We start from the raw sequence: 22,449 nt of genomic DNA, 5'->3' as shown, positions 1-22,449 counted from the left end.
TGATGAAGCCTTGGCCCGCTATTTGACGAACCTCCCGCCGTGGTCGAAACGTTAATTCAATCAATGTCAGCCACCGCAACCAGCGCCAGCAACCCCGTCTTCCCGTTTCATCTCGTGCGAGCGGATCTGGAGCACGTCGAGGCGGCCATTCTTGACCAGGCGCGCGCCTTTGACCCCGGCGTCGAGGGTTATGTGAGCTATGTCTGCAAAACCTCCGGCAAGCGCATACGCCCCGCGCTCGCCGTGCTCGCCGGAGGCGCCACCGGCGGCACGCATGAGGGGCACACGCGCCTATCCGTCATCCTTGAACTCGTCCACATCGCCTCGCTCGTTCATGACGACATCATGGACGGAGCGGACATCCGCCGCGCAGTGCCCACCGCCGTCGCGAAATGGGGCAGCAGCCTCAGCGTGCTGCTTGGCGACAGTCTTTTCGCCTACGCATTGGAACTGGCGACCGAGTTTGATGACACCCATGTCTGCCGCACCATTGCACGCGCCTCGCGGGATGTGTGTTCCGGAGAAATCCTGCAAACACAGCGCCGTTTCGACCTGAATCTATCCGTCGCCGATTATCTCAAGATGATCGAGATGAAGACCGCCGCGCTCTTCGCAGCCGCCAGCGAGCTCGGTGCGCGCCTCAATCATCAGTCCGAGGCCGTTCAGCGCTCCTTGCGCGATTACGGTCTCAAGCTCGGCACCGCATACCAAATCTACGACGACTGCCTCGACCTCGTGGGCGATGAAAAAACCGTCGGCAAGACTCTGCGCACCGATCTCGCGCGTGGAAAGCTCACGCTGCCCATTCTTTACCTCCTCGAAAGCGCCACTGACGCCCAGAAGCAAAAGCTCAGCCGCATGCTGCTCAAGGGCGAGCCGATGGACACCTCCATCCTCGCCGGCATCGCCGATTACGACGGCGCTGTCGAGCGGGCGGTGAAGTTCGCCCAGGATATGCTGCTTTCTGCCCGCGCCGATCTGATCGGCCTTCCCGCCACGCCGCACAAACAGGCGCTCGAGGACATCGTCGGCTATCTGCACGGCCTTCTCGATCAGTGCCGGGCTATTCATTGAGCCTTGCCGAAATCGGCCGGCCTGTGTCAGACTGCGCGGACCATTTCTCGCATGTCCCACCGCATTCACGACATCCCGGAGAACGACCGCCCGCGCGAACGCCTGCTGCGCCTCGGCCCCCAGGCGCTTTCCGATGCCGAACTGCTCGCACTTTTCATCAACACCGGCACAAAAGGCGAGAATGCCCTCCAAATCGGCGAACGCATGCTCCGTGACTATGGTTCCATCCGCGATCTCTCACGACTCGAACCGGCCGTGTTGACTGAAATCAAAGCTCTGGGCCCCGCCAAGGCCGCGAAGCTCGCCGCCGCGTTTGAGCTCGGCCGCCGTGCGCGCGAGGCATCCAAACCTGACATCGTGCTCGATCACCCGCGCGCGGTTTATGACTTCATCGGCCCTGAAATGCAGGCGCTCGGCTACGAGTCGGTGCGGCTCATTCTACTCACCACCAAGCTCACGCTCATGCGCTGCGAGGAAATTTTTCGCGGCAGCATCAATGAAAGCACCGCCGCTCCGCGCGACCTCATTCGCAAGGCGCTTGTTCATAACGCCCACGCGTTCATTCTCGTCCACAATCACCCCAGCGGCGATCCCGCGCCCAGTGATGCCGACCGCCGTCTCACCCGCCGTCTCCGTGATGCCGCGGAGACGATGGGCGTGATCCTTCAGGACCACCTCGTCATCGGCACGCCCTCCGAATCACGCGCGCAGCCCTATTTCAGCTTCCGCGAGCACGGACTGCTGTGAACGGGTTTCACCACTTGTTGGCCTGGATGACGTCTTTTTCGCCTTTGAGGTAGTTCACCAGGTTCAAGGTCGCGCGCATGGCCTGGCGCGGAACACTTTCATAGGTGCGGGAGCCGATGTGGGGGGTGATGAGGGCCTTCGGGTGCTTCAGCAGCGGGTGGTCAGCGGGCGGCGGCTCTTCATCGAGCACGTCCGTGGCGTAGCCTCCCACCTGGCCGCTTTCGAGCGCGGCGATCATGTCCTGCATGTGAACGAGCTCGGCGCGCGAGGTGTTGACGACCAGCAGGCCCTTTTTCGCGAGGCCGATGCGTTTCGCATTCACGAGGTGGCGTGTGCTCTCGCTCAGATTCGCGTGCAGGCTCAGCACATCGAGGTGCGGCAGCATGGTTTCGATGCTCTCGTGCTGGGTGATGGCAAACTCGTCGGCGAAGGCCTTCGGCCAGTATTGCGGCAGGTCCATGGCGTGAATCTTCATGCCGAAGGCCGACGCTCGACGCGCCACCTCCTGGCCGATGCGGCCGAGGCCGACGATGCCGATGGTCTTATTCCAGATCTCGTGGCCGGTGACGCGCTTCCACTGTCCGTTGCGCACCGCGTTGGCGGAATCGACCAGATTACGCACGAGCGCCAGCAGCAGGCAGAAGGTGTGCTCGGCGACGGTGGTGTGATTGACGCCGGGTGTGAAGAGCACGGGCAGCTTCTTCTCCGTGCAGGCGGCGACGTCGATCTTGTCCAGCCCGATGCCGTATTTCGAGATCACGCGCAGACGGGGCAGCGACTTGTCGAGCACGGCCAGGGTGATTTCGTCGTCACCGCAGAGGAAGGCGTCAAACTGACCGGCCAGCTCCAGCATGCGGCTCTCCGGCAGTGGTCCTCGCTCGCGGTGGATCTCAAAGCCCTGCGCCTCCAGCAGCGCATGGTGGTCGCCGGGGGTGTCTTGATAGCTGGTGGTGGTGAGAAGGACGCGCATGGCAAATTCGAGGTTGGGAATTCGGGAATCGGAACTAGATGAGAAGCATGGGACAGGACGAAATCGAGCGCAACATGGGCGTGCAGCCTCTGGATGCCATCATGACCACGCACGGGCTGGGGAACCACGATCTGGTGGCCGCCAGCACGGAGCCGATGACGCACAAGGCCGTCCAACGCGCCCGCAAGGGCCGCCGGCTGACGAAGCACATGAAGCAGCGCATGGCCGACGCGCTGAACCGTGCCGTGAAGCTCCGGGACAGCGAGAGCGGGCAGGCGTGGGGTGTGAAGGATCTGTTCACGTATTGACGGTGTGGCAGATCAGATAGCCCCTGGTGCAATCAAGAGTCTTGTCCCTGCGTTTCCAAGCCATTAGCCTCCTCCATCATGTCTGACACCATTTCCGACCGCCGTTTTGTCACTGCTGCTGAAAAAGTGGACTTTCTCTCCCCGTGGACGCTCGAGGAGTGGCTGTGCCGCGGCGACATCGTGAACAACGAGCATCTCATGATGGTGCGTGCGAACATGGAGCCGGGCCGCAGCCATCCCTTCCACTCGCATCCGACGCGGGAGGAGCTGATTTACGTCATTTCTGGCAAGGCTGAGCAGTGGGTCGGCCAACAGAAGAAAATCCTCGGCCCGGGTGACATGGCGTTCATCCCGATGGGTGAAGTGCATGGCACATGGAACGCGGGAGATGAGATGCTGGTGTTCCTGGCGATCCTCTCACCCGCGAAGGCGGATGAGCCGGGGATCGTCGATCACAGCCAGGAAGAGCCGTGGAAGTCGCTGCGGGCGGCCTGAGCTACTTCTCCCGCATTTCTCTGCGCAAGTCCGTCATGCCATCGCGCAGGGCAAAGAGTTCGGCGCGAAATTCTTCGAGCAGATTGGAGCGTCCCTGCCAGGCAGAGGATTCTTTGAGCTCGTTCAAGGCGGAGAGAGCTTCGTTGGCCCAGTTCAGGCAGCGGCGCAGGATGGCGAGAACGTAGCCCTTGTTGCGCGAGCCGGCAAAGCCGCGCATGCCGAGCGCGCCGGCCAGCTTGCCGCTGATGTTCATCGTGTTACGTATGAAACGGTCGAGCGCTGTGTTGCCGTCGCTGGTCTCGGCATTCTCCTCGCGCTCGTCGTCGAGCTCTGTCATGAGGCGAAGGAGGAGGTCGTGGGAGCGTTTTTGCAGCGGGTGGCTTTCCGGGCTGTCCTCGTCGATGAAGACGTCCTCATCGTCGTCCGCGGTGCCGAACTCCCCGGACGGCGCGACGTCCTGCCATGAGTCATCATCGTCGGCATCGGGCTTTTCGCCGGTATCACCGCCGAGCATATGGTCCCAGCCCATGACAAAGGAGACGCGGTCGTCGTCGAGACCGTCCTCGCCGTATTTTTCGAGGGCTTCGAGGTGGGCGTCGGTAAGACGGTCGGATTGTTTGAGGGATTCTTCCCAAGACTCCTCGCTGTCGTCGAATTCCTCGTCGTCATCGTCATTTTTCGGCTCGGGGCGCTGGATGATGCCTGCCAGCCAGCCGCGCATGGCGTGAAGGTTGGTCATCTTTTGCGCCTCCTCTTGCGCCTCGTCCATTTCCCAGAGCCATTCGGAGATGCCGAGCTGGAAATCGGCGCTCTCGATGACGACGCGTCCGTTTTCCTCGGAAAACCATTCGAGGTAGAGCGCGTTACGCCACTCGGAGGGGGCTTCCTGAATGCGGTCCTCGTCGTAGGCTGCGAGCCATTCCTCTTCGGGCACGGTGAAGACCTTTACTTTGCGGGAGGCGGTGATGTCGCCGACGTAGCCTTTCTGTTTCGGCTGGAGCGCGTCGGCGGCGGGCTGCGGGGCCGGTTTGGGATTGGTGAAGGTGACCTTGCAGCCGGCGACATCACGCCAGGCATTGCCGCGCAGGTCGATGACGACGGGTTCGTCACGCCCGACGAGCCAGATCTTTCCGCGCACGTTTTCGCGGGTGGTGTTGTCGATTTCGCCACGGATGACGGCGGTGTCCAGACGCAAGGCCATGATCGCATGAGAGCGCGGGCGGGACCGTGATGTCAAGAACGGCGGCATTGGAACGCCGCGCCGTCGAGGGATTTGAAGTGTGTTCCCCGGCTTGACTCGCCACGCTGGCTCGCTTGAGGTTGCCCACCCTTGTCATGGAACTGATTTCGATCGTTGAAGCCCTTCTTTTTGCCTCCCAGGAACCGCTGGGCGTGCCGCAGATGTGCGCCGCTGTCAAAGAAACGGCGAAGGACATCCTGCAGTCGGCCGCCGAGTCAGCCGCGGGTGGTGAAGGCGCTCTCGAAAGCCCGCAGATTCCGGAATGGGTGGCTCCGCTGGCGGAAACGACCGAGGAGCAGGTGCGCGCGATCTTGGATGAGCTGATCGCCCGCTACGAAGCGGAGAAGCATGCCTTCACGCTCGTCGAACGTGCGAACGGATGGCGCATCGCCGCCCGTGGCGAGTATGCGGAGTGGTGCCGTGCGTTGTATCCGGGCAAAAAGATCCAGCGACTCAGCCAGCCGGCGCTCGAAACGCTTGCGATCATCGCCTACCGCCAGCCGATCACCAAGGCGGGCGTCGAAGCAGTCCGCGGTGTTTCGGTGGATGCGATGGTGCAGATGCTCATCGACCGCGGTCTGGTGAAAATCGAAGGACGTGCCGATCTTCCCGGTCGTCCGCTGCTTTACGGCACCACCGAGGCGTTTCTCGACTACTTCGGCGTGCGCAGCCTCGACGACATGCCGAACGCGTCCGAACTGCGCCGTGTCAAGCTGCCTGCCGCGGATGAACAAGCAGCGGCGAACAGCGAGCAGCCGCATGAGCAGCAGCTTTCGCTCGCGCCTGTCGCCGCGGCCGAGGAAGCCGTGTCTGAAACGGTATCTGCCGAAGCCTGAATCCCCACTCTGCGGTCATGTCCCTCGAAGAAGTCCGCAAGAAGATCGACAGCATCGACCAGCAGCTTCTCCGTCTGCTGAACGAGCGGGCGGAGCTGGTGCATGCCGTCGGTGAAATCAAGCGCAAGGACGATCTCGACATCTATGTGCCTGGCCGCGAGGACCAGCTTCTGCGCAAGCTGGCGGAGCTGAACCGCGCGCAAAAGGGAAGACTCACCGAGCGCGCCATCCGCGCGATTTTCCGCGAGATCATGAGCGCGGCGCTGGCACTGGAGGACAGCCTTAAGATCGCCTACCTCGGCCCTGCCGGCTCTTGGACGCATCAGGCCGCGGTTAACAAATTCGGCCACTGTGTCGAATACCTCGCGGAGGCGAGCACGGAGGGCGTTTTCGGCCGTGTGGCGTCCCAAGCCGCCGATTATGGCGTGCTGCCCATCGAGCACTCGACGGAAGGCGCGGTAAGTCACACGCTCGACCATCTCGCCGATAGTTCGTTGCAGATTTACGCGGAGATTCTGTGGAAAGCCGATGCCGCCGTGATGGCGCAGGGCGCTAACGCCACGATCACGGAGATTCACGGTTGCGCGCAGATGCTCGCGCATTGCCGTCCGTGGCTGGCACAGAGTTTTCCCGGCGCCAAGCTGTTGGAATCTGCAAGCACCAGCGCGGCGGCCACGCTCGCCGCGCAGAATGCCGGCATCGCCGCGTTGGGTACTCCTCTAGGCGCCGAACTGCATGGTTTGCGCGTGATTGCCACTTCTCCGCGCGAATACGCCACCCAGACGCGCTTCATCATTCTCGGTCGCCGCTCCGGGCCGCCATCCGGCAACGACAACACGATGCTGATGATCCATTCCAAGGATCGTGTTGGAGCGCTGATGGAGGTCCTGCAGGTTTTCGCGTCCCGGAACATCAATGTGCGTCAGATCGAGAACCGCCCCACGCCCTGCGGTACCCAGGCGCGTTTCTTCCTCGAAATCAGCGGCCATCATAGCGATGTGCCGATCCAGCAGGCGGTCGCCGCCCTGGAAGAGCATGCGGTTCAGGTGAAGACGCTCGGCAGCTATCCCGCGCCGGGCTGGGTGGAGGAGAGGTAAAAGGCCAGGGTGGCTTGGAGAAATCAGATCCAGCCCTTCCAGCGATAGACCAGGCTCCCGACGATCTCGTGCATCCAAAGGCTGAAAGATTCAAGTTCGCCATGATTGGGCGGATGAATCGGGTCACGTTCTGTGCCACGAAACTTCGAGGTGATGTAATTGCATGGAACAGGAGTGACTTGCAGCCCCTGCCGCCGGAAGACGGCCAAGGCCCGGGGCATGTGATAGGCCGATGTGACCAGGAGAATGCTTTTCCACTGATGATCCTGCGCCAGCCGGGCCGTCTTGAGTGCTTCGTCATGAGTGTCGGCGCACAAACCGAGACTGAAAACAGCTACTGGGGTGCCCAAAACGGGATTGAGCAGGTCTTTGAGCGTGTCCGCTTCAGAGTGCCACTTGCCGTGGATTTTGTAGCCGCCTCCTCCGATCACCAGATGAGGGGCTTTTTGCATCCGTGCCAAGATGAGCGCTGCAGGAAGCCGGTCGGCAGCGCTCTTGAGATGAACTCCTGCGGGTTCGGGAGGTGACGGTGACACACCACCGCCGAGGCAGACGATCGCGTCGCAAACGGGAAGATCTCCCGCTGCCACTGGCGGATGCCGACTCTCCAGAGAATCAAGAAGTAGGGATGGAAGAGCTGTGCATGTGAAAAGGGTGAGCACGAACCAAGAGGCGGCGGCAAGGGCCGTGGTGGCTTGCCGACGCTTCATAATCTGCCGAAGCAAAAACGCGGTGAGTAGAAGCCAGGCAACTCCGAGAGGCTGAACGAAGGGCAGGAGAGATTTCATGGACATATAGTAAGGCCAGCGAAGTCAGCGAGCCGCTGAATGGGCGACAAAAGTCTTTGGCGCAAGTCCTGCTGTGTTCCAGTGTCCTAAACCAAACCGATCCACAAGCTGCCATGCCCCGTTCCAAGCTCCGCGCCGTTATTTTACTGCCATCGCTTTCTCTGGCGCTGATCACGAGCGTAACTGGCTGCACCACCGTCAGTTACCGGCCTGCACCTGGGGGCGCTTATTACGTCGTCGACGAGAGAGTCACGCTGGACGAATACTGGGGACTTGTGAAACTGCCAAAATTCGGCGCCAGAGGATCGAAGGGACAACACCACCTCGACGACACGTTCTGGCGCGGGGATGGCGTGTCAGGTTCTCCGAAAATCGTAATCGTTCTTGGCGAGCAGCGGGCATACTTCTACAAAGGCGGGCACAAGGTGGGCTCGTCGCCAGTCTGCACGGGCAGTCCGCAGTTTCCCACGCCCAAAGGAAGCTTTCGGGTCATTGAAAAAGATCCGGATCACCACTCGTCGGTGTACGGTGACTGGGTTGATCAACACGGCAACGTGCTGCAGACTCAGATCGACAATCGCAAGGACCCGAGGCCCCCAGGCGGACGTTTTGATGGGGCGAAGATGTTTTGGTTCATGCGCGTTACAGGTGGCGTCGGCATGCACGAGGGCTATCTTCCTGGCTACGCCGACTCACACGGCTGCATCCGCTTGCCCTCTGACATGGCAAGAATCTATTATCACAATGCACCGATTGGCACGCCGGTAAAGATCGTGGAGTGATTCTATCGATTGTGCTCCCCGGTTCGACGATCACTATTTTTTAAGCGCCGCAAGCACTTTGGCGACGCAGTTTTCGACGGTGAGGCCGTGTTTTTTGCGCAGGATCGAAGGGGTGCCGTGCTCGACGAACTGGTCGGGCCAGCCGATGCGGATGACAGGCGTGTGAATACCAGCATCGCTAAGCTCCTCGATGACACCGGCGCCAAAGCCGTTTCGCAGGACATGGTCCTCCAGTGTGCAGACGACCTTCACTTTGTTGGCGAAGGATGAGATGCACGTCATGTCGAGGGGCTTGATCCAACGTGGATTGATGAGGGCGACAGAGAGGCCCTTGGCTTCGAGTTCTTTCTTCGCCGCCTCGGCGATGGGGAACATGTCGCCAAGGCCGATGAGTGCGACGTCGCTGCCGTCTGAGATGACCTCGGCCTTCCCGATCTCGAGGAGCGCGGGGCGTTCCTTGGGCATGACACCGGGTCCGTTGCCACGCGGGTAGCGGATGGCGATGGGGCCTTTATCGTAGTTCGCCATGGTCCAGAGCATGTCCACGAACTCGTCCTCGTTCCGCGGCTGCATGTGAACGATGCCGGGGATGCCGCGCAGATAGGCGATGTCGAACAGACCATGGTGCGTGGGGCCGTCGTCGCCGCTGAGGCCGCCGCGGTCCATGCACATGCGCACGGGGAGGTTTTGAATGGCCATGTCATGCACGATCATGTCGAACGCGCGCTGCATGAAGGTGGAGTAGATGGTGAGGAAGGGCTTGATGCCCCGTGTTGCAAGGCCGCAGGCGAAGAGCGCGGCGTGCTCCTCGGCGATGCCGACATCGAAGTAGCGGTCCGGCAATTCTTTTTTGAAGACGCTGAGGCCGGTGCCGCCGGGCATGGCGCCGGTAATGGCGACGATTTTTTCATCGTCCTTCGCGAAGTCGGTGACGGCGCGCCCGAAGACCTGGGAGTAGGTGGGCTTGTCGGTGGCAGCGGTCTCGCCGGTTTCGACGTTGTATTTGCCGAGGCCGTGGAACTTGAGCGGGTCATCAAGCGCGGGTTTGTAGCCGCGGCCTTTCTCCGTGATGATGTGGAGGATGACGGGTTCGTTCTGCGTCTTGAGAAATTCGAAGGTCTGGATGAGAAGCGGGATGTCGTGGCCGTCGATGGGGCCGTAGTAGCGGATGCCGAACTCGTCGAAAAGCACGCTACGGTTCGTAGGAGTCTCGCTCTGCGGCAGGATGATGTTCTTGGCCTTGCCCTCGACTTTCTCGGCAAATTTGCGCGCGTTTTCACCCAGGACGAACTCAAACAACCTCGCGGCCTTCTGATGAAGCGACGCGTAGCCGGGATTGGTGGCGATTGCGTTGAAGTATTTGGCGATGGCACCAACGTTGCGGTCGATGGACCATTCGTTGTCATTGAGGACAATGATGAGGCGCTTGGTGTGCGCGGCGATGTTGTTCATCGCCTCAAAGACGGGGCCGCAGGTGAAGGCAGCATCACCGGCGACGCAGACAACGCTCTCATCGCCGCCGGAGAGATCGCGCGCAGTCGCCATGCCAAGAGCGGCTGAGAGGGCGGTGCCGGCGTGGCCCGCGCCGTAGCAGTCGTGCTCGCTCTCGGTGCGGAGGAGGAAGCCGTTCAGGCCGTCGTGCTGGCGGATGGTGTGGATCTTGTCCCAGCGGCCGGTGAGCATCTTGTGGATGTAGCCCTGATGCGCGACATCGAAGACGAAGCGGTCCTTCGGAGTGTCGAAGACGCGGTGCAAGGCAAGGGTCAGTTCAACGACACCGAGATTCGGGCCGAGATGGCCGCCGGTCTGGCTGAGCGTCTCGATCAGTGTCTTGCGGATCTTTTCCGCGAGGGCGGGCAGTTTCTCAAGGGGCAGGGCTTTGAGATCTGCGGGGGAGTTGATGGCTGGCAGTTCGGTGGTATCCACAATTCAAAAAAGTCGTATTTCCCCACCAGACTCGGCGTCGGTGGTTTTCCGTCGGCGGAGTTGAGGGCGGGGCTTAACAGATGATTCCTCGGTTTCTTCGTCCATAGAACCGTCTTCAAACGGCGTGAGCGAAACCTTTCCTCCCTCCATGTCTCCGCTGATGAGTTCGACGCGTCGTCTTGCTCCATCAATGCGCTGGCGGCAGAGCTTTAGGAGACCCACCCCCTCCTCATAGCTGGAGATCATTTCCTCCAAGGTGGGCTGGCCGTCCTCCATGCCCGCCACGATCTCGTCGAGGCGCTGCATGGCGTCCTCGAAGGAAAGTTCGTCAGATTTGGGGCTGGATTTGCTCATGGTGCGCGTGCGCTGGCGCAGGGGCGGAAGGGCGGCCATTATCAGGGGATCGAATGGCGTCGCAAGCAGGAAAAGCCGGTGAGAATGAGGTGTGGATAAATGATGGGAAAGCATACCAAAAGCCCATAAGTTATTGAAATTATATTAAATACTGTTAAATATGTACTCAGATTGTGAAAAGAAGTTTCCTGTTCTGCCTCTGTTTGCTGGGCGCCCTCTTAGGGGGAGCTCAGAATGCAAATGCATATCTGGGTAGTTTTGAGGAACAGGATGGCTATCGCATTCCTCTGAACGGGCAGATCCTTTCGTCATTTCTGGCCGGAGATGCTCAGTTTTACCTCAATAACATCGATGCCAATGGCTTCACGGGTGTGGTGCCATTGGGAACATATCCGAACACCTTGGGGGATGGCACGCATGGTGCCGACTTAAGCCGGTATAACGCCGGACAATACGGCACGAACAGTGGCGGTCCGGGTGGAACGGCAGTGGACATCAGTGACAACTCGGGCCTCTGGCGGGCTTTGGCAGGAGGTCGATTGGAGGAGGATTCAAACGCGCCCTATTATTACGACGGCAGTTTCACACGAGACTATGTGCATGCCTACCGCTATCCAGGAGCGCGTACAGGGCAGAGCGTGCTCAACCTGCTGGCTTCGGAAACGAATCTCAGTTACGCTTACTCGCTGGACTCAAGGGACTATGGCGGCACCGCACCTGCGGCGACTGGCAGCAGCCTTGTCCAGATGGCTTTCTGGCTCTGCCCATCGGATTGGGATGACACGGATTTGGACAACATTTTGAGCCTCTCGCTGCGCGATGCCGCGAACCAGACTGTTTTCCAAGTCGGCTACACGGGGGACAACTACCTGCAATACCGCCTTCCAGGCGGGGGAAACTGGCAGACTACGGCGCATCGGATGGGTACCGCCGGTTGGTCCGAACTGGTGGTCATCCTGGACCCGGTCAACAACACCGCCGGCATCGTGGTCAGCGCTTTTGATGATCTTACGTCGACCTTGGGTGTCCAGACGAACGTGCTGTCCAATCAAAGCCTGGGGCTGGACGCGGGAGCGCTGACGGAACTACAGTGGGATTTGCGGGGCGGACCGCTGAACAACGGGGCTGCGAGCTTCAAAAACTTTTTTGACGACTTCAGTTTCACGCTGAGCCCTGTGCTGGTCCCCGAGCCTGGCAGCCTGATACTGGCCGGGGTCGCATTTGCTTTTGTCTGTTTGTCCAGGAGTCGGAGCGGCCGTCCTGAGGCATAAAAAAGCACCCGGCTTTGCGCCGGGTGCTTCGTTTGAAGGATTCTTGCTGAAATCCAGATCAGGCAAAGATGTCGATGACCGGAACACCCTTGTCGCCGACCGTGAACGGACGGTTAGAGGGGGACATGACCACTTCGTCCACCGGAAGGCCCATGCCGTGGCCGATGGTGGCCAGGAAGTCCTGCGGTGTGCATTGCTTGTCGGCAACCCGGCGTCCTTCCTTGTCGGTGGAGCCGTAAACGAAACCGCCTTTGACACCGCCGCCTGCAAAGACGGTGGAGTAAGCGAGCGGATAATGGTCGCGACCATCGTTTTCGTTGATGTCCGGTGTGCGTCCGAATTCGGAACCCATGACGATCATCGTGGATTCAAAGAGACCGTTGGAAATCAGGTCTTCGATCAACGTGGCGAAAACATTGTCCATCGTCGCACCGGTGTTACCCAGCGCGTTGTCGATAGTGTTGTGCATATCCCAGCCGCCGAATTGCACTTCAACGAAACGCACACCGGCCTGGACCAGACGACGGGCAAGCAGAGCACCTTGGCCGAAGTTGTTGCGGCCAAATTTCTCGCGAACCGCCGCAGGCTCCTGACTGAGGTCAAATGCCTTGAGGTCCTCGCTCTTCATGAGCTTGACGGTTTCGTCGTAGAACTCGGAGTAGGACTTAACTTCCTCGGATTGGAATTTCTTGCGGAAGGAAGTGTCGAACTCATCCATCAGCGAGAGACGTTTCTGGAACTGACCATCCGTCACGCCTGAGCTTGGCTTGATGTTCTGCAGGCCGGCTTCCGGGTTCGAGATCGGAATGGGGCTCATCGTGGTCGGGAAGAAACCGTTGCCAGGATAAGAACTGCCGCTGTTCACGACAACGCTGTCAGGAAGAGTCACGCCCTTAACACGGCCCAGGAAATGCGAGGCCCAAGCACCCATGGCTGGGTGGACGATGGTTCCGCGCGGCTCGTAGCCCGTCTTCATGATGTAGGTGCCTGATTCATGCACGCCCGTTTTGGAACTCATCGAACGGATGATGGAGAACTTGTTGGCCAGTTTGGCCATCTTTTCCATCGTTCCGCCCAGTCGGTCCATGTTGCCGGAACCGGCATTGGCTTTGATGGGATCGGTCGGCCCCTTGGTCGGTCCGTCCTTGGGATCCCAGGTGTCGATGTGTGTCATGCCGCCACCCATCCAAAGGAAGATGACGTGCTTGGCCTTGCCGAAGCCAGGAGTGCCCGGGCCGCTCTTGCTGGCGGTTTCCGCAGCGCGGAGGAAGGGGGAACTGGCAGGCAGAAGGCTGACACCAAGTGCGGTTTTCGCGGTGCGGAGCATGAGCTCGCGGCGCGAGATTTCATTGAGGCGGTTCAATTCGGTTTTCATAGAATTTGTTGAGTGCGCGTTATTGGGTATGTGGGTGTGTGGATGTGTTATTGGATGAAAATGAACTCACGGGTGTTGATGAGCGCCCAGATCATGTTGGCGTAGCCGTCATCACCACCTGAAAGAGCACGCTTGGCGATGTCTTTCTCCGCCATCGTGGGGCGGCGATTGAGCACCGAGATGAAGAGCGCCTCCACTTTTTCCGGGGGAGACTTCACTTTTTCCATCGTGCGGAAGATGAGTGAATCCGAACTGGTGAGCATTTCCTGAGCCTTGCCGTTCATCATCATCAACACTTGAGGCACGGAGCCGGTCTTGATGCTGCCGTCGATGAGCGCACGAGGGGATTGACCGAAGTCGATCAGGAAGTGGCCGTTCGGAGCAGGCTGCTCGAGTTCGGCTGCACGGCGAAGAACCATGCCATTGTAGCTCAGCGAGGCGTTTTCCATCATTCCACCAGCAGGGGCGGTGTCAGCCTTGCCTTTGGATTTCTTGTTGTCCTCCATCATCATGTCGCCGCCGGCCTCAGCGAGTCCGCCACCCATGAGGGCGCGTTCCTTTTCAGCCATCTTGCGGAAGGCGTCGTATTTCACGAGCACCGTCTGCGCATCAAGCTTCGGATTGCTGAGGTCGAGGTCGATGGAGCGGCTGTAGAGGTCTTCCAGAGGCTTGGTGTATTTGTCGGGGTCGCCGAGCACCAGTGTCATGTAGGAGTCCCAAGCCTGTTCCGCGGTCATGCGGCGAAGAAGCGGGCCTTGGAAATAGTAGGGCTCTCCCATGGCGATTTTTTCCGTCGTGGACTCGGACTGGTAGGCGCGGGTGTTGAAAAGGATGCGCATGAAAGACTTGATGTCGAACTTCACGCGTTTCATTTCCTCGGCCAGATGCACGAGCAGTTCAGGATTCACCGACTGCTTCGGGTCGTCGATGTTGGTGACCGGCTCGGAAATGCCCTGGCCGAAGGCACGCTTCCACATGCGGTTGGCGATTGCCATTGCAAAGCGGGGGTTGCTCGGATCTGTGGTCCACTTGGCGAAAGCGGTGCGCAGCTCTTGTGGCTCCTTCACCTTCTGCTTGTAGGCGGCAAGGTTCTTGTCGTTCTTGCTCCACATGATGAACTTGGGCTCCACAGGATCGCCGGGCTTGGCATCCGGGTATTTGTAGTCATGCGGCAGCTTGATGCTGTTCTTGTCCATGTCGCCAACGATGGCGCGATTGGCTCCCATGTAGTTTTGGATGCCATTGCGGATGCGTTTGATGTCCTGGCCGCTCTTGGTGACCATCTCCTCGATCTTCGGCATCAAGTCGTTCATCGCATTCATCATGCCCGGGGAGTCCTTGTCCTTGCGGGCCTGGGCGGTGCGCATGTTGGTGGTCGTGGCTCCGAAGAAAGCCGCCATTTCATAGAACTGGTGCTGGGTCCAGTCGGAGAAGGGATGGTCATGGCATTGGGCGCAGGCCACATCAGTGCCGAGGAAGACGGCCAGCGTGTTGGCCAAGTTGTCCAAAGGCATGCCAGCGTCACGGAGCAGGTAGCCAGCTGCGCCGTTGTGCCACATTTTGCCTGTAGCGGTAAGCATGTCATAGACCATTTCATTCCAAGGGCGATTCTTGGCGATCTGATCCTGCATCCAGTTGATGTAGGGAACACCACGCAGGTTGTCCTGCTCGAGGCGATCCTTCACACGGAGCATTTCGGCGAAGTAGTTGAATGTGTGGCTGTTGTAGCCGGGGCTGTCGAGCAGCATGTCGATCAGCTTCGCACGCTTGTTCGGATTGGAGTCCTGCAGAAACTGCGTGGTTTCCGTGTGGTTCGGGATGCGACCCACGATGTCCAGGTAAACACGGCGCACGAACTGTTCGTCATTCGCCAGTGGGTTGAAGCCGGTGATGGGCTTCTTGCCGCCCTTCACGCGCTCAGGATTGGCCCGGACGAGGCCGCCTGCCACGAGGCGGTCAATCGTTTGGGCGGCTTGGGCGACGGTGGCGTTTGCCAGCATCACAGGCTGTTCCGAAGGCTTCATGGTTTTGGCCAACGCCTGATCTTCCGCGGACAGATTTGTCAGCGGGAACTTGTGCGTGGCACCATCCGCGGTCTGCAGGATGATGTTCTCACCATCGAGACCGATGAATGAGGCGGTGACTTGGCGGCCCTTGCTGTCTGTCCAAGTGCGAAGTTCCGCAAGAGCGGAACCCGCGAAAAGGACCGTGACGAAGAGGCTGCTGAGCAGTTTCGTGGTTTGTTTCATGGTGGTATGGAATGAAGTGTGTGAACTTCTAAAGGGCTGAACGGGCTGGAATGCCCTTCAATTAGGTAAAAATGCCGGATTTTTGCGTTTTCGGCAAGTGTCTTCCTGCCAAACGGACGGCGGCTTCTGGATTGGCTAGCGAGTCAATCGCCAATAAAGGCATATCCGGGTCCGATTTTTCATCTCAGATGATTAATAATCAGCGATTTGCGTTTCGAGAGCTGCGAAAAGGCAATCTCTAGCCCAGATCCATCATCTTAACGCCTTCTCTATAAAAGCCATGATGTCCGCGTGCATTTTTTCCATGTCCGGACGGTTTGTGTACATCATGTGGCCGCTCTCATACTCGGCGAATTCGATGTTCCTGCGTAGTTCGTCCGGCAGACGCATCTGGCGCACGCTGAGCATCATGTTGTCTGGCGGCGTCACCAGATCCCGCCAGCCGACCATCGCCAGCACCCGCAGGTGCGGATTCTGCCGGATCGCGTCGGCGAGCTGGCCGCTGACGCTCGTGTAGCTGTTACCTTTGCCATGGTTCCAGTTTGGCTGCGGAGCCAGCACCTCGTAAGGCAGGTCCTTTTCATACTTCAGCTCCTCGCGCAGGTAGGCGTTCATCGCCGCAGCCGCGATGCTGCCCACCACTCGCATGAAGGGCTCGATCTGCGGGTGATTCTCCGACTCGTCGCCATCCCGGCCCGTCACGCGCGCGTCATAGGCTCCCAGCACCAGCTTTTCCTTCCGGAGCAGCATCTCCCGGAACACCCCGCTGTCGATGCGCAGTTCCTGCTCCTCGATGAGTTTGTTCGGCAGGCCGGTCAGGCGCGCGAGTTGCCGCACCACGGCCTCGCGTGCGGTCTTCGTCAAATCCGCGCCTTTGAGCAACGCTGATGCATACTCGCCAAAGGCGAACTCACGCGACTCCGCCACCGCTTTCTTGAAGTCCGCCTGCAAATCCGGCGGCAGCTTCTTGTGATAGTGTGCCGTCGCCGTCATCGCGGGCAGTCCCACCAGGTACGGCGTGTCATTGAGCGGCCCCGCGATGAGCGTCGCATAATCCAGCAGGCCGGAGACGATAATGATCCCGTTCAAATACATGCGATGCCGCTGCTGGAGGTGCTGCGCCAGTCCGCCACCGCGAATGCCGCCGTAGCTCTCGCCCGCGATGAATTTTGGCGACTTCCACCGCTGCTCCCGCGTCACCCACAGCCGCATGAACTCGCCCACGCTCTGGATGTCCTCCTGCACGCCGAGGAACTCGCCCACGTTCTTCGGGTCCTCTGCGCGGCTGAAGCCGGTGTTCACGGGATCGATGAAAACGAGGTCCGTCACCCCCAGGATCGAGAATTCATTGCTCACCAGCCCGCCCGGCGGCTTCGGCGGCGTCAGGCCGTCCGCAGGCAGGTCCACGCGCTTCGGCCCGAAGGCGCCGAGATGCAGCCACACACTGCTGCTACCTGGGCCGCCGTTGAAGCAGAACGTCACCGGCCTCTTCGAAGCGTCCTTCACGCCCTTCATCGTGTAGGCCGTGTAAAACACCTGCGCCGACGGCTTGCCGTCCGGCTTCAAAATGGGCAGCGTGCCTGCTTTCGCGTCATAAGCGATCTCCTTGTCGCCGATCGTCACCTTGCCCTCCGTCACGACCGGTTTGTCGTCCTCCGGCTTCTTATCGTCCTTTTTCTCCTCCTTCTTGGGCTCCTCCGGCTTTTTCTCGTCCTCGGCAACAAGACCAAGGGGCAGCGCAAAAGCGCACAAAACGGCAAAGAAGTTCGGTTGGATCGTCATGGCGGCATGGAGCATGGCACGCCCTTGTTCCAAATGGAATCAGAATCACCAGGCGTGCGCGTGATCAACGCTTGGCCTGCTTGGCGGCAAGCGGCTTCACCGTGATGCCCGCGGCCGCCATGACGAGGTTTTGGAAGGCGTCACGAGGCTTGCCGCTGTCGGGCACAAGCACGTTTTGCACGAGGAAGACCGTCACGATGCCGCTTTTCGGGTCGATCCAGCCATTCGTGGCAAAGGCGCCGCCGTGACCGAAGCTGCCTACGGGCATGGCAGCGCAAACGCGCTGCGTTTCCGTGTTGCACTGCCAGCCGCAGGCGTAGTTGAGCTGTTTTTCGCCGGCAGTGACGGGCTTCGTCATCTCGGCGACGCTTGTCGCGCTCAGGATGCGTCTGCCGTCGAGTTCGCCGCCATTCGCGATCATCGCGTAAAAGCGTCCCATGTCCTGCGCCGTGGAAAACAGGCCGCCCGCAGGCTCTGGCATGTGCTGCACGCTCGAATCGCTCGTCACGAATGGATTGTAGCCGGGCACGAGCTGATGCGTGTCCTCATCCATCTTGTAGGTTCGGGCGATTCGTGCGCGCTGCGCGTCATTCGGGTGAAACGTCGTGTCCTTCATGCCCAGCGGCTCAAACAGGCGCGTGCGCATGAAGTCCTCGTATTTCATGCGGCTGACGATCTCGATGATGCGTCCGGCCACCGTGGGGCCGAAGCCATACTCGTAGCTGCTGCCGGGCTGGAAGGCCAAAGGCGTCTTGATGAGCGTGGCGGCATAGGCTTTGAGCGAAATGGCTCCATCCGTCGGTTTACGCGGCGGAAAGGCGATGCCCGCCGTGTGCGAGAGCAGCATGCGCAGCGTGATGGGCTTCTCAGGCTTTGCGCCGCCCTGCACGGTCACGTTCGCGAGTTCCGGCAGCCATTTCGACGCCGGTTCGTCGAGCGCGAGCTTTCCCTCATCCACCAGCGTCATTACTGCCGCTCCGTTCACTGATTTCGTCATCGAGGCGATCCAAAACAGCGCGTCCTTCTCCATCGCACGCCCTTTGGCGATGTCCGCCATGCCCGCCGCGTCGTGATGCACGACTTTGCCCTTCTCCATCACCAGCGTTACGATTCCGGCGGCTTGTTTCGCCTTCACCGCCTCTTCCATTGCCGGATGAATGGCGGCGAGCTTGGCGGAGTCGAGAGCGAGGGCTTGAGAGACGAGAAAAAGGAGAGCGAGGCTGGATTTCATGCGCCTCACTCAACGCTGGCCAATGCACACGTCATGCAGCCTGCTTGCAGGCCTTGATCGTGTTCGCCATCAGCATCGCGATGGTCATGGGGCCGACGCCGCCGGGAACCGGCGTGATGGCACGGCATTTCGGAGCGACTTCGTCGAAGGCGACATCGCCGACGAGTTTGTAGCCTTTCTCGCTACTGGGATCATCCACGCGGTTGATGCCGACGTCGATGACGACCGCGCCTTCCTTGACATGCTCGGCCTTGATGAAATGCGGGCGGCCGATGGCGGCGATGATGATGTCTGCTGTCCGGGTGATGGCGGCGAGATCACGCGTCCGGGAATGCGTGACGGTCACAGTGGCGTCGCCGCCTTTGCCTTTGGCCATCAGCAGCAATGCCATCGGCTTGCCGACAATCATGCTGCGACCAACGACCACGGCATGCGCACCGCTGGTTTCGATGCCGGCGTCGATCAGCAGGCGCTGGCAGCCGAGCGGTGTGCACGGAACGAAGCCTGTTGGGTCTTCGAGGGCCAGTTTTGCCACATTCACGGGATGGAAGCCATCTACATCCTTCGCAGGATCGATCGCCCGCACGATGGCCGCCTCGTCGATGTGCTTGGGCGGCGGGCTTTGCACCAAAATGCCGTGAATTGCAGGGTCGTTGTTCAAGGCGCGGACGTGCGCGATCAGCTCATCCTGCGTTGTGGTGGCCGGGAGCTCCAGTTTGACCGAGTGCAGGCCCAGATCGCGGCACTTTTTGTCCTTCGAGCGAACGTAGGCGCGGGAGGCTGGATCATCGCCGACCAAAATCACGGCGAGACCTGGCTTGCGGCCCTTGGCTGCGAGTTCCGCGATGTCACGACGGCATTCGGCGAGTACTTTTTCAGCGACGGCGGTTCCGGAAATGAGGGGCATGCGCCTCGTTGGCGCAAGGTGGGCGGCATTTCAAGCTGCCAGCATCCGCTGCTTTCCGGCCTGGGCCAGCATGGTGGCGAGTTCGGGCATGTAGCGGGCAATTTCATGCGAAAGCATCGAGAGTCGCGTTTCGGACTTCCAGTTGCCCTTGAGGCTGCGGTCAGTGTCGGTCATTTCGACCTCCACAAGGGTGGAGAAGACGGTAGAGTCGGCTTGGAGATCGAATTGCAGTGTCATGAGGTGAGGGCAGGTTGATCGGGCGTGACCAGGACGAGTTCGCCGTCCTTGAGCGTCCATTTGCGTCTTTCCAAAGCACCCGTGTTCAACATGGCATCGATCCCATTGCTCAGAAGCATCCGCGCCGCCTCGGCGGGGCTGCTGCCAAACGTGCCCTTCAAGGTCAGGTCTTCGAGATACTGCTTGATCTGCGGAGTGACCGCGATCGTCAGCGAGAGTGAATCGAAGGTGTTTGAGGGGCGGGCCATCCAATTAAAACCGGGTAATAATCTGGTTTTAACTCGAACTTGGCCGGGTGGTCAAGGTTGGTTTCGATTTATTTGAGGTTTTTACCGGGTAAAAATCACCTAGTTTATTAAGTTTTGTTAAGCAATTCGGCTTTTCGATGGAAATCCCACGCGAAAGGCGTTCAACACGCCTCTTTTTTATGAAAACCACCCTCATCGCCTCCCTCTCGGCTGCCGCCGTGCTCACCACCGCATTCTTTACGCTCCAAGCCCAAGATTCAGGGCCGGACTGGCAATACTGGTTCGCAGACGGTTCATTGCAGGGCGGCCAGATCATCAGTGGTCAGGCCACTTATAAGGTGGAAAACGGCGTGCTGATCGGCACCACGGTTGATGGCAGCCCGAACACCTTCCTCGCCATCGGTCCCTTCAAGGACTTTGAGCTCGAGTTCGAGGTCAACGTGGATGACGCGCTGAATTCCGGCGTGCAGGTGCGCAGTCACATCGCGAAGGAAGGCGACCCGGCGCCGGAAGGCAGCAAAGGGGGCAGACCTTTGCCCGCAGGCCGTCTCTACGGCCCGCAGTGTGAGATCGCCATCAATGGCACGGCCGGTGATTTTTACGATGAGGCCCGGCGCGGCACATGGTGGAGCATCCTCACGAAGACCGAGGCTGTGCGCACCGACGCGGCGAAGGCAGCCTTCAAAAAAGGCGACTGGAACCACTATCGCATCGTGGTGAAGGGCGACCACTACCAGAGCTTCGTGAACGGCGTGAAGACTGCCGATTTCACCCAGCCCGGTGATTCTGAGGGCTACATCGGCTTCCAGGTGCACGGCATCCCGAAAGGCGCCGGCCCTTACAGCGTGCGCTGGCGGAATGTGAAGTTCCGCGAGACAAAGTAACCGAGCGCGAGAACAAAAAACGACGAGGCCATCAACGTCTGCCAGCGACGCCACCAGGGCGTCCAGTGGACGGCGATGGCCTTTGATCTGTCTCCGGCGAGCAGCAGCATCCACTTCGGCGGCGCATCGGGGTTGTTTTCGTCATGCGTCCACAGCAGCACGTCATGCAGTTTGCCCTTGGGCATTTCGAAGACGATTTCCGGCAATGCGCTGCGCCAGCGCCAGGCCGACGTGATCAAGGCATGAGGCTGCGTCTCCGTGTCGGACGGCAGATAGGAGGCGGGCGCAAACTCCACCCAGTTGTCATGCTTGGTGACGCTGGCAGGCGTGATTTTCGACAATGGTACGAGTGTGTTGCCAGAACGCAGCTGGATGGGATCGAGCAAAGCTTCTTTTGCGGCGGCTTCGTCCGAGATGAGAGGATTGCCACCGTAATCGGCGGTGACTTCGAGCCGCACCTCAGCATCCGGCAACAGCGTGAGTTTCGCGCTCAAAAACTCCGCTCCGTGGCCCATGGCGCTGGCAGGAGCCAGAATGACGAATGCAGAAATCAGAATGACGAATGAATGCCAGACGCGAAGCGGCAGATCATTCGTCGTTCCGAATTCGTGATTCCTCATTTCTTGAGGTTCCACTTCAGAACGCGGCCCCACTTGTTCCATTCGGTTTCCAGAATGTTGCCGTCGTTGTCGAAGGTGATGCCATGCGGGCTGGTCACGATGCCCTGCTGCCAGTCTTTGGGCTCGATTCCAGGCGTGTTCGTCGGTTTCGGACTCGTTCCGAGGTCGGCGACGCGCTTGTTGTTCTTGTCCCACACGCTGACGTTGCCGGCGATTTCAGCGACACACATCAGGTCGCCGTGGAAGCTGGCGGAGCTGGGATTGCGCATCTCGGTGGCGATCTCGCCGATGAAGGTGCCGTCGAGCTGGGTGTGCAGCATGCGCTTGTGGCCGCGGTCGCAGATCATCACGCGGGCAGGCTCAAAGCGGCGGTCGATGAAGATCTTGTGGGCGTTGGCGAGCTTGAGCGGCTCTCCAGGGCCGCCGAAGACGCTCTTGAACTTCCCGTCGCGTCCGAAGACGAAGATGTGGCTCTGGCCGTAGCCATCGACGACGTAGATGTCGCCGTTGGGGGCGACGTCGCAGTTCGTGAGCTTGAGGCCCTTGCCGACCTTGTCGGCGGGGAATTCGCTTGTCGGGATGGTCATGAGGACCTTGCCTTCGAGGTCGCACTTGATGACTTTTTGCTCGCCGAGCACAGCGGCGAAGATGAACTCGCCATCGTCGTCTTTGCGGATCACGAAGCCATGCAGCGAAGGCGGCAGCGGCAGCGCCTTGATGAACTTGCCGTCGGTGCCATAGACCTGGATGCCTGCGTTGGCCTCCTGAACGCTCACATAGACCTTCCCGGAGGAATCCACGGCGATTTCACCGTGGCCGTTGCCAATGGTTTCCTTGCCGGGTGGCGGAGTGATGAAGTTCGGGACGAATTCATAGGCCACTTCAGCAGCAGCGCTGCCGGAGAGGGCGATGACGGACAGGAGGGAGAGGATACGGTTGTTCATCAGAGGGGCGATTCAAACGAAGACCGGAGGCGGAGTCAATCGCGCAGGATTCATTTTGCTGGATGATCCTGTCATACGGCAGGA

The 22,449-nt window shown here is 59.9% G+C and carries 23 protein-coding genes; 9 read left to right on the top strand and 14 right to left on the bottom strand.

Annotated features, from left to right (window positions below; genetic code table 11):
• Window positions 1-63: 63 nt before the first annotated feature.
• The gene (locus ACILSE_RS04465) at window positions 64-1,074 is read left to right on the top strand and encodes a polyprenyl synthetase family protein (protein ID WP_395716153.1); all 1,011 of its coding nucleotides are present in this window, start codon (window positions 64-66) and stop codon (window positions 1,072-1,074) included.
• A gap of 51 nt (window positions 1,075-1,125) precedes the next feature.
• Window positions 1,126-1,821, top strand: coding sequence for a DNA repair protein RadC (gene radC, locus ACILSE_RS04460; RefSeq protein ID WP_395716152.1), 696 nt, complete (start codon window positions 1,126-1,128; stop codon window positions 1,819-1,821).
• Window positions 1,822-1,828: 7 nt separating this feature from the next.
• On the opposite strand, the gene ACILSE_RS04455 is transcribed toward radC, so the two are convergent.
• On the bottom strand, window positions 1,829-2,791 hold the full coding sequence (locus ACILSE_RS04455) for a phosphoglycerate dehydrogenase (RefSeq protein WP_395716151.1): 963 nt from the start codon (window positions 2,789-2,791) through the stop codon (window positions 1,829-1,831).
• A 47-nt stretch (window positions 2,792-2,838) separates the two neighbouring features.
• Between ACILSE_RS04455 and ACILSE_RS04450 the strand changes: the two genes are divergently transcribed.
• Together ACILSE_RS04450 and ACILSE_RS04445 are read left to right on the top strand one after the other, a co-directional pair.
• Window positions 2,839-3,099: a hypothetical protein gene (locus ACILSE_RS04450; RefSeq protein ID WP_395716150.1), complete on the top strand. Its 261-nt coding sequence runs from the start codon at window positions 2,839-2,841 to the stop codon at window positions 3,097-3,099.
• A gap of 78 nt (window positions 3,100-3,177) precedes the next feature.
• A complete protein-coding gene (locus ACILSE_RS04445; protein WP_395716149.1) occupies window positions 3,178-3,594 on the top strand; it encodes a cupin domain-containing protein in 417 nt (138 codons plus the stop codon).
• 1 nt (window position 3,595) lies between these two features.
• On the opposite strand, the gene ACILSE_RS04440 is transcribed toward ACILSE_RS04445, so the two are convergent.
• Window positions 3,596-4,795 carry a hypothetical protein gene (locus tag ACILSE_RS04440; protein ID WP_395716148.1) on the bottom strand — a complete coding sequence of 400 codons (1,200 nt, stop codon included), beginning with the start codon at window positions 4,793-4,795 and terminating at the stop codon, window positions 3,596-3,598.
• Window positions 4,796-4,929: 134 nt separating this feature from the next.
• On the opposite strand from ACILSE_RS04440, the gene scpB reads away from it, so the two are divergent.
• Together scpB and pheA are read left to right on the top strand one after the other, a co-directional pair.
• Window positions 4,930-5,670 (top strand): SMC-Scp complex subunit ScpB, encoded by a 741-nt coding sequence (gene scpB, locus ACILSE_RS04435; RefSeq protein ID WP_395716147.1) that lies wholly within the window; start codon window positions 4,930-4,932, stop codon window positions 5,668-5,670.
• A 17-nt stretch (window positions 5,671-5,687) separates the two neighbouring features.
• Window positions 5,688-6,767, top strand: coding sequence for a chorismate mutase (pheA, locus tag ACILSE_RS04430; RefSeq protein WP_395716146.1), 1,080 nt, complete (start codon window positions 5,688-5,690; stop codon window positions 6,765-6,767).
• 23 nt (window positions 6,768-6,790) lie between these two features.
• Here the strand turns inward: pheA and ACILSE_RS04425 are convergent, their stop codons facing one another.
• Window positions 6,791-7,477, bottom strand: a complete 687-nt coding sequence (locus ACILSE_RS04425; RefSeq protein ID WP_395716145.1) for a YdcF family protein — start codon at window positions 7,475-7,477, stop codon at window positions 6,791-6,793.
• A gap of 191 nt (window positions 7,478-7,668) precedes the next feature.
• Between ACILSE_RS04425 and ACILSE_RS04420 the strand changes: the two genes are divergently transcribed.
• Window positions 7,669-8,337 carry a L,D-transpeptidase gene (locus tag ACILSE_RS04420; RefSeq protein WP_395716144.1) on the top strand — a complete coding sequence of 223 codons (669 nt, stop codon included), beginning with the start codon at window positions 7,669-7,671 and terminating at the stop codon, window positions 8,335-8,337.
• A 33-nt stretch (window positions 8,338-8,370) separates the two neighbouring features.
• Here the strand turns inward: ACILSE_RS04420 and dxs are convergent, their stop codons facing one another.
• Together dxs and xseB are read right to left on the bottom strand one after the other, a co-directional pair.
• Window positions 8,371-10,263 (bottom strand): 1-deoxy-D-xylulose-5-phosphate synthase, encoded by a 1,893-nt coding sequence (gene dxs / locus ACILSE_RS04415; RefSeq protein ID WP_395716143.1) that lies wholly within the window; start codon window positions 10,261-10,263, stop codon window positions 8,371-8,373.
• Between the two features lie 3 nt (window positions 10,264-10,266).
• The gene (gene xseB / locus ACILSE_RS04410) at window positions 10,267-10,617 is read right to left on the bottom strand and encodes an exodeoxyribonuclease VII small subunit (RefSeq protein WP_395716142.1); all 351 of its coding nucleotides are present in this window, start codon (window positions 10,615-10,617) and stop codon (window positions 10,267-10,269) included.
• A 173-nt stretch (window positions 10,618-10,790) separates the two neighbouring features.
• On the opposite strand from xseB, the gene ACILSE_RS04405 reads away from it, so the two are divergent.
• Window positions 10,791-11,888, top strand: coding sequence for a PEP-CTERM sorting domain-containing protein (locus tag ACILSE_RS04405; RefSeq protein WP_395716141.1), 1,098 nt, complete (start codon window positions 10,791-10,793; stop codon window positions 11,886-11,888).
• Between the two features lie 58 nt (window positions 11,889-11,946).
• On the opposite strand, the gene ACILSE_RS04400 is transcribed toward ACILSE_RS04405, so the two are convergent.
• The 7 genes from ACILSE_RS04400 to ACILSE_RS04370 all read right to left on the bottom strand — a co-directional run bounded on the left by ACILSE_RS04400 (window position 11,947) and on the right by ACILSE_RS04370 (window position 19,917).
• Window positions 11,947-13,263: a DUF1501 domain-containing protein gene (locus ACILSE_RS04400; RefSeq protein ID WP_395716140.1), complete on the bottom strand. Its 1,317-nt coding sequence runs from the start codon at window positions 13,261-13,263 to the stop codon at window positions 11,947-11,949.
• A 47-nt stretch (window positions 13,264-13,310) separates the two neighbouring features.
• On the bottom strand, window positions 13,311-15,512 hold the full coding sequence (locus ACILSE_RS04395; protein WP_395716139.1) for a DUF1549 domain-containing protein: 2,202 nt from the start codon (window positions 15,510-15,512) through the stop codon (window positions 13,311-13,313).
• A 252-nt stretch (window positions 15,513-15,764) separates the two neighbouring features.
• A complete protein-coding gene (locus ACILSE_RS04390) occupies window positions 15,765-17,309 on the bottom strand; it encodes a S10 family peptidase (protein ID WP_395716138.1) in 1,545 nt (514 codons plus the stop codon).
• 49 nt (window positions 17,310-17,358) lie between these two features.
• The gene (locus ACILSE_RS04385; RefSeq protein WP_395716137.1) at window positions 17,359-18,525 is read right to left on the bottom strand and encodes a serine hydrolase domain-containing protein; all 1,167 of its coding nucleotides are present in this window, start codon (window positions 18,523-18,525) and stop codon (window positions 17,359-17,361) included.
• 31 nt (window positions 18,526-18,556) lie between these two features.
• Window positions 18,557-19,432, bottom strand: a complete 876-nt coding sequence (gene folD / locus ACILSE_RS04380; protein ID WP_395716136.1) for a bifunctional methylenetetrahydrofolate dehydrogenase/methenyltetrahydrofolate cyclohydrolase FolD — start codon at window positions 19,430-19,432, stop codon at window positions 18,557-18,559.
• A gap of 30 nt (window positions 19,433-19,462) precedes the next feature.
• Window positions 19,463-19,669, bottom strand: coding sequence for a hypothetical protein (locus tag ACILSE_RS04375; protein WP_395716135.1), 207 nt, complete (start codon window positions 19,667-19,669; stop codon window positions 19,463-19,465).
• On the bottom strand, window positions 19,666-19,917 hold the full coding sequence (locus tag ACILSE_RS04370) for a hypothetical protein (RefSeq protein ID WP_395716134.1): 252 nt from the start codon (window positions 19,915-19,917) through the stop codon (window positions 19,666-19,668). The genes ACILSE_RS04375 and ACILSE_RS04370 overlap by 4 nt, the downstream gene beginning before the upstream one ends.
• A 179-nt stretch (window positions 19,918-20,096) precedes the next feature.
• On the opposite strand from ACILSE_RS04370, the gene ACILSE_RS04365 reads away from it, so the two are divergent.
• Complete coding sequence (locus ACILSE_RS04365) at window positions 20,097-20,801, top strand: DUF1080 domain-containing protein (RefSeq protein ID WP_395716133.1); 705 nt, start codon at window positions 20,097-20,099, stop codon at window positions 20,799-20,801.
• Here the strand turns inward: ACILSE_RS04365 and ACILSE_RS04360 are convergent.
• Together ACILSE_RS04360 and ACILSE_RS04355 are read right to left on the bottom strand one after the other, a co-directional pair.
• On the bottom strand, window positions 20,756-21,421 hold the full coding sequence (locus ACILSE_RS04360) for a hypothetical protein (RefSeq protein WP_395716132.1): 666 nt from the start codon (window positions 21,419-21,421) through the stop codon (window positions 20,756-20,758). The genes ACILSE_RS04365 and ACILSE_RS04360 overlap by 46 nt on opposite strands.
• Window positions 21,418-22,365 carry a 6-bladed beta-propeller gene (locus ACILSE_RS04355; protein ID WP_395716131.1) on the bottom strand — a complete coding sequence of 316 codons (948 nt, stop codon included), beginning with the start codon at window positions 22,363-22,365 and terminating at the stop codon, window positions 21,418-21,420. Before ACILSE_RS04355 ends, ACILSE_RS04360 begins: the two co-directional genes overlap by 4 nt.
• Between the last annotated feature and the right edge of the window lie 84 nt (window positions 22,366-22,449).

The organism is Prosthecobacter sp. (assembly GCF_044236155.1).
Lineage (GTDB): Bacteria > Verrucomicrobiota > Verrucomicrobiia > Verrucomicrobiales > Verrucomicrobiaceae > Prosthecobacter.
The sequence above is the reverse complement of the archived record's forward strand: the minus strand, read 5'-3'. Positions and strand labels throughout refer to the sequence as shown.

Bases quoted from the DNA above. Each gene is read 5' to 3' on its own strand.
- ACILSE_RS04465 (WP_395716153.1), top strand. From the start codon at position 64: ATGTCAGCCACCGCAACCAGCGCCAGCAACCCCGTCTTCCCGTTTCAT.
- radC (WP_395716152.1), top strand. From the start codon at position 1,126: ATGTCCCACCGCATTCACGACATCCCGGAGAACGACCGCCCGCGCGAA.
- ACILSE_RS04455 (WP_395716151.1), bottom strand. From the start codon at position 2,791: ATGCGCGTCCTTCTCACCACCACCAGCTATCAAGACACCCCCGGCGAC.
- ACILSE_RS04450 (WP_395716150.1), top strand. From the start codon at position 2,839: ATGGGACAGGACGAAATCGAGCGCAACATGGGCGTGCAGCCTCTGGAT.
- ACILSE_RS04445 (WP_395716149.1), top strand. From the start codon at position 3,178: ATGTCTGACACCATTTCCGACCGCCGTTTTGTCACTGCTGCTGAAAAA.
- ACILSE_RS04440 (WP_395716148.1), bottom strand. From the start codon at position 4,795: ATGGCCTTGCGTCTGGACACCGCCGTCATCCGTGGCGAAATCGACAAC.
- scpB (WP_395716147.1), top strand. From the start codon at position 4,930: ATGGAACTGATTTCGATCGTTGAAGCCCTTCTTTTTGCCTCCCAGGAA.
- pheA (WP_395716146.1), top strand. From the start codon at position 5,688: ATGTCCCTCGAAGAAGTCCGCAAGAAGATCGACAGCATCGACCAGCAG.
- ACILSE_RS04425 (WP_395716145.1), bottom strand. From the start codon at position 7,477: ATGAAGCGTCGGCAAGCCACCACGGCCCTTGCCGCCGCCTCTTGGTTC.
- ACILSE_RS04420 (WP_395716144.1), top strand. From the start codon at position 7,669: ATGCCCCGTTCCAAGCTCCGCGCCGTTATTTTACTGCCATCGCTTTCT.
- xseB (WP_395716142.1), bottom strand. From the start codon at position 10,617: ATGAGCAAATCCAGCCCCAAATCTGACGAACTTTCCTTCGAGGACGCC.
- ACILSE_RS04400 (WP_395716140.1), bottom strand. From the start codon at position 13,263: ATGAAAACCGAATTGAACCGCCTCAATGAAATCTCGCGCCGCGAGCTC.
- ACILSE_RS04395 (WP_395716139.1), bottom strand. From the start codon at position 15,512: ATGAAACAAACCACGAAACTGCTCAGCAGCCTCTTCGTCACGGTCCTT.
- ACILSE_RS04390 (WP_395716138.1), bottom strand. From the start codon at position 17,309: ATGCTCCATGCCGCCATGACGATCCAACCGAACTTCTTTGCCGTTTTG.
- ACILSE_RS04385 (WP_395716137.1), bottom strand. From the start codon at position 18,525: ATGAAATCCAGCCTCGCTCTCCTTTTTCTCGTCTCTCAAGCCCTCGCT.
- folD (WP_395716136.1), bottom strand. From the start codon at position 19,432: ATGCCCCTCATTTCCGGAACCGCCGTCGCTGAAAAAGTACTCGCCGAA.
- ACILSE_RS04375 (WP_395716135.1), bottom strand. From the start codon at position 19,669: ATGACACTGCAATTCGATCTCCAAGCCGACTCTACCGTCTTCTCCACC.
- ACILSE_RS04370 (WP_395716134.1), bottom strand. From the start codon at position 19,917: ATGGCCCGCCCCTCAAACACCTTCGATTCACTCTCGCTGACGATCGCG.
- ACILSE_RS04365 (WP_395716133.1), top strand. From the start codon at position 20,097: ATGAAAACCACCCTCATCGCCTCCCTCTCGGCTGCCGCCGTGCTCACC.
- ACILSE_RS04360 (WP_395716132.1), bottom strand. From the start codon at position 21,421: ATGAGGAATCACGAATTCGGAACGACGAATGATCTGCCGCTTCGCGTC.
- ACILSE_RS04355 (WP_395716131.1), bottom strand. From the start codon at position 22,365: ATGAACAACCGTATCCTCTCCCTCCTGTCCGTCATCGCCCTCTCCGGC.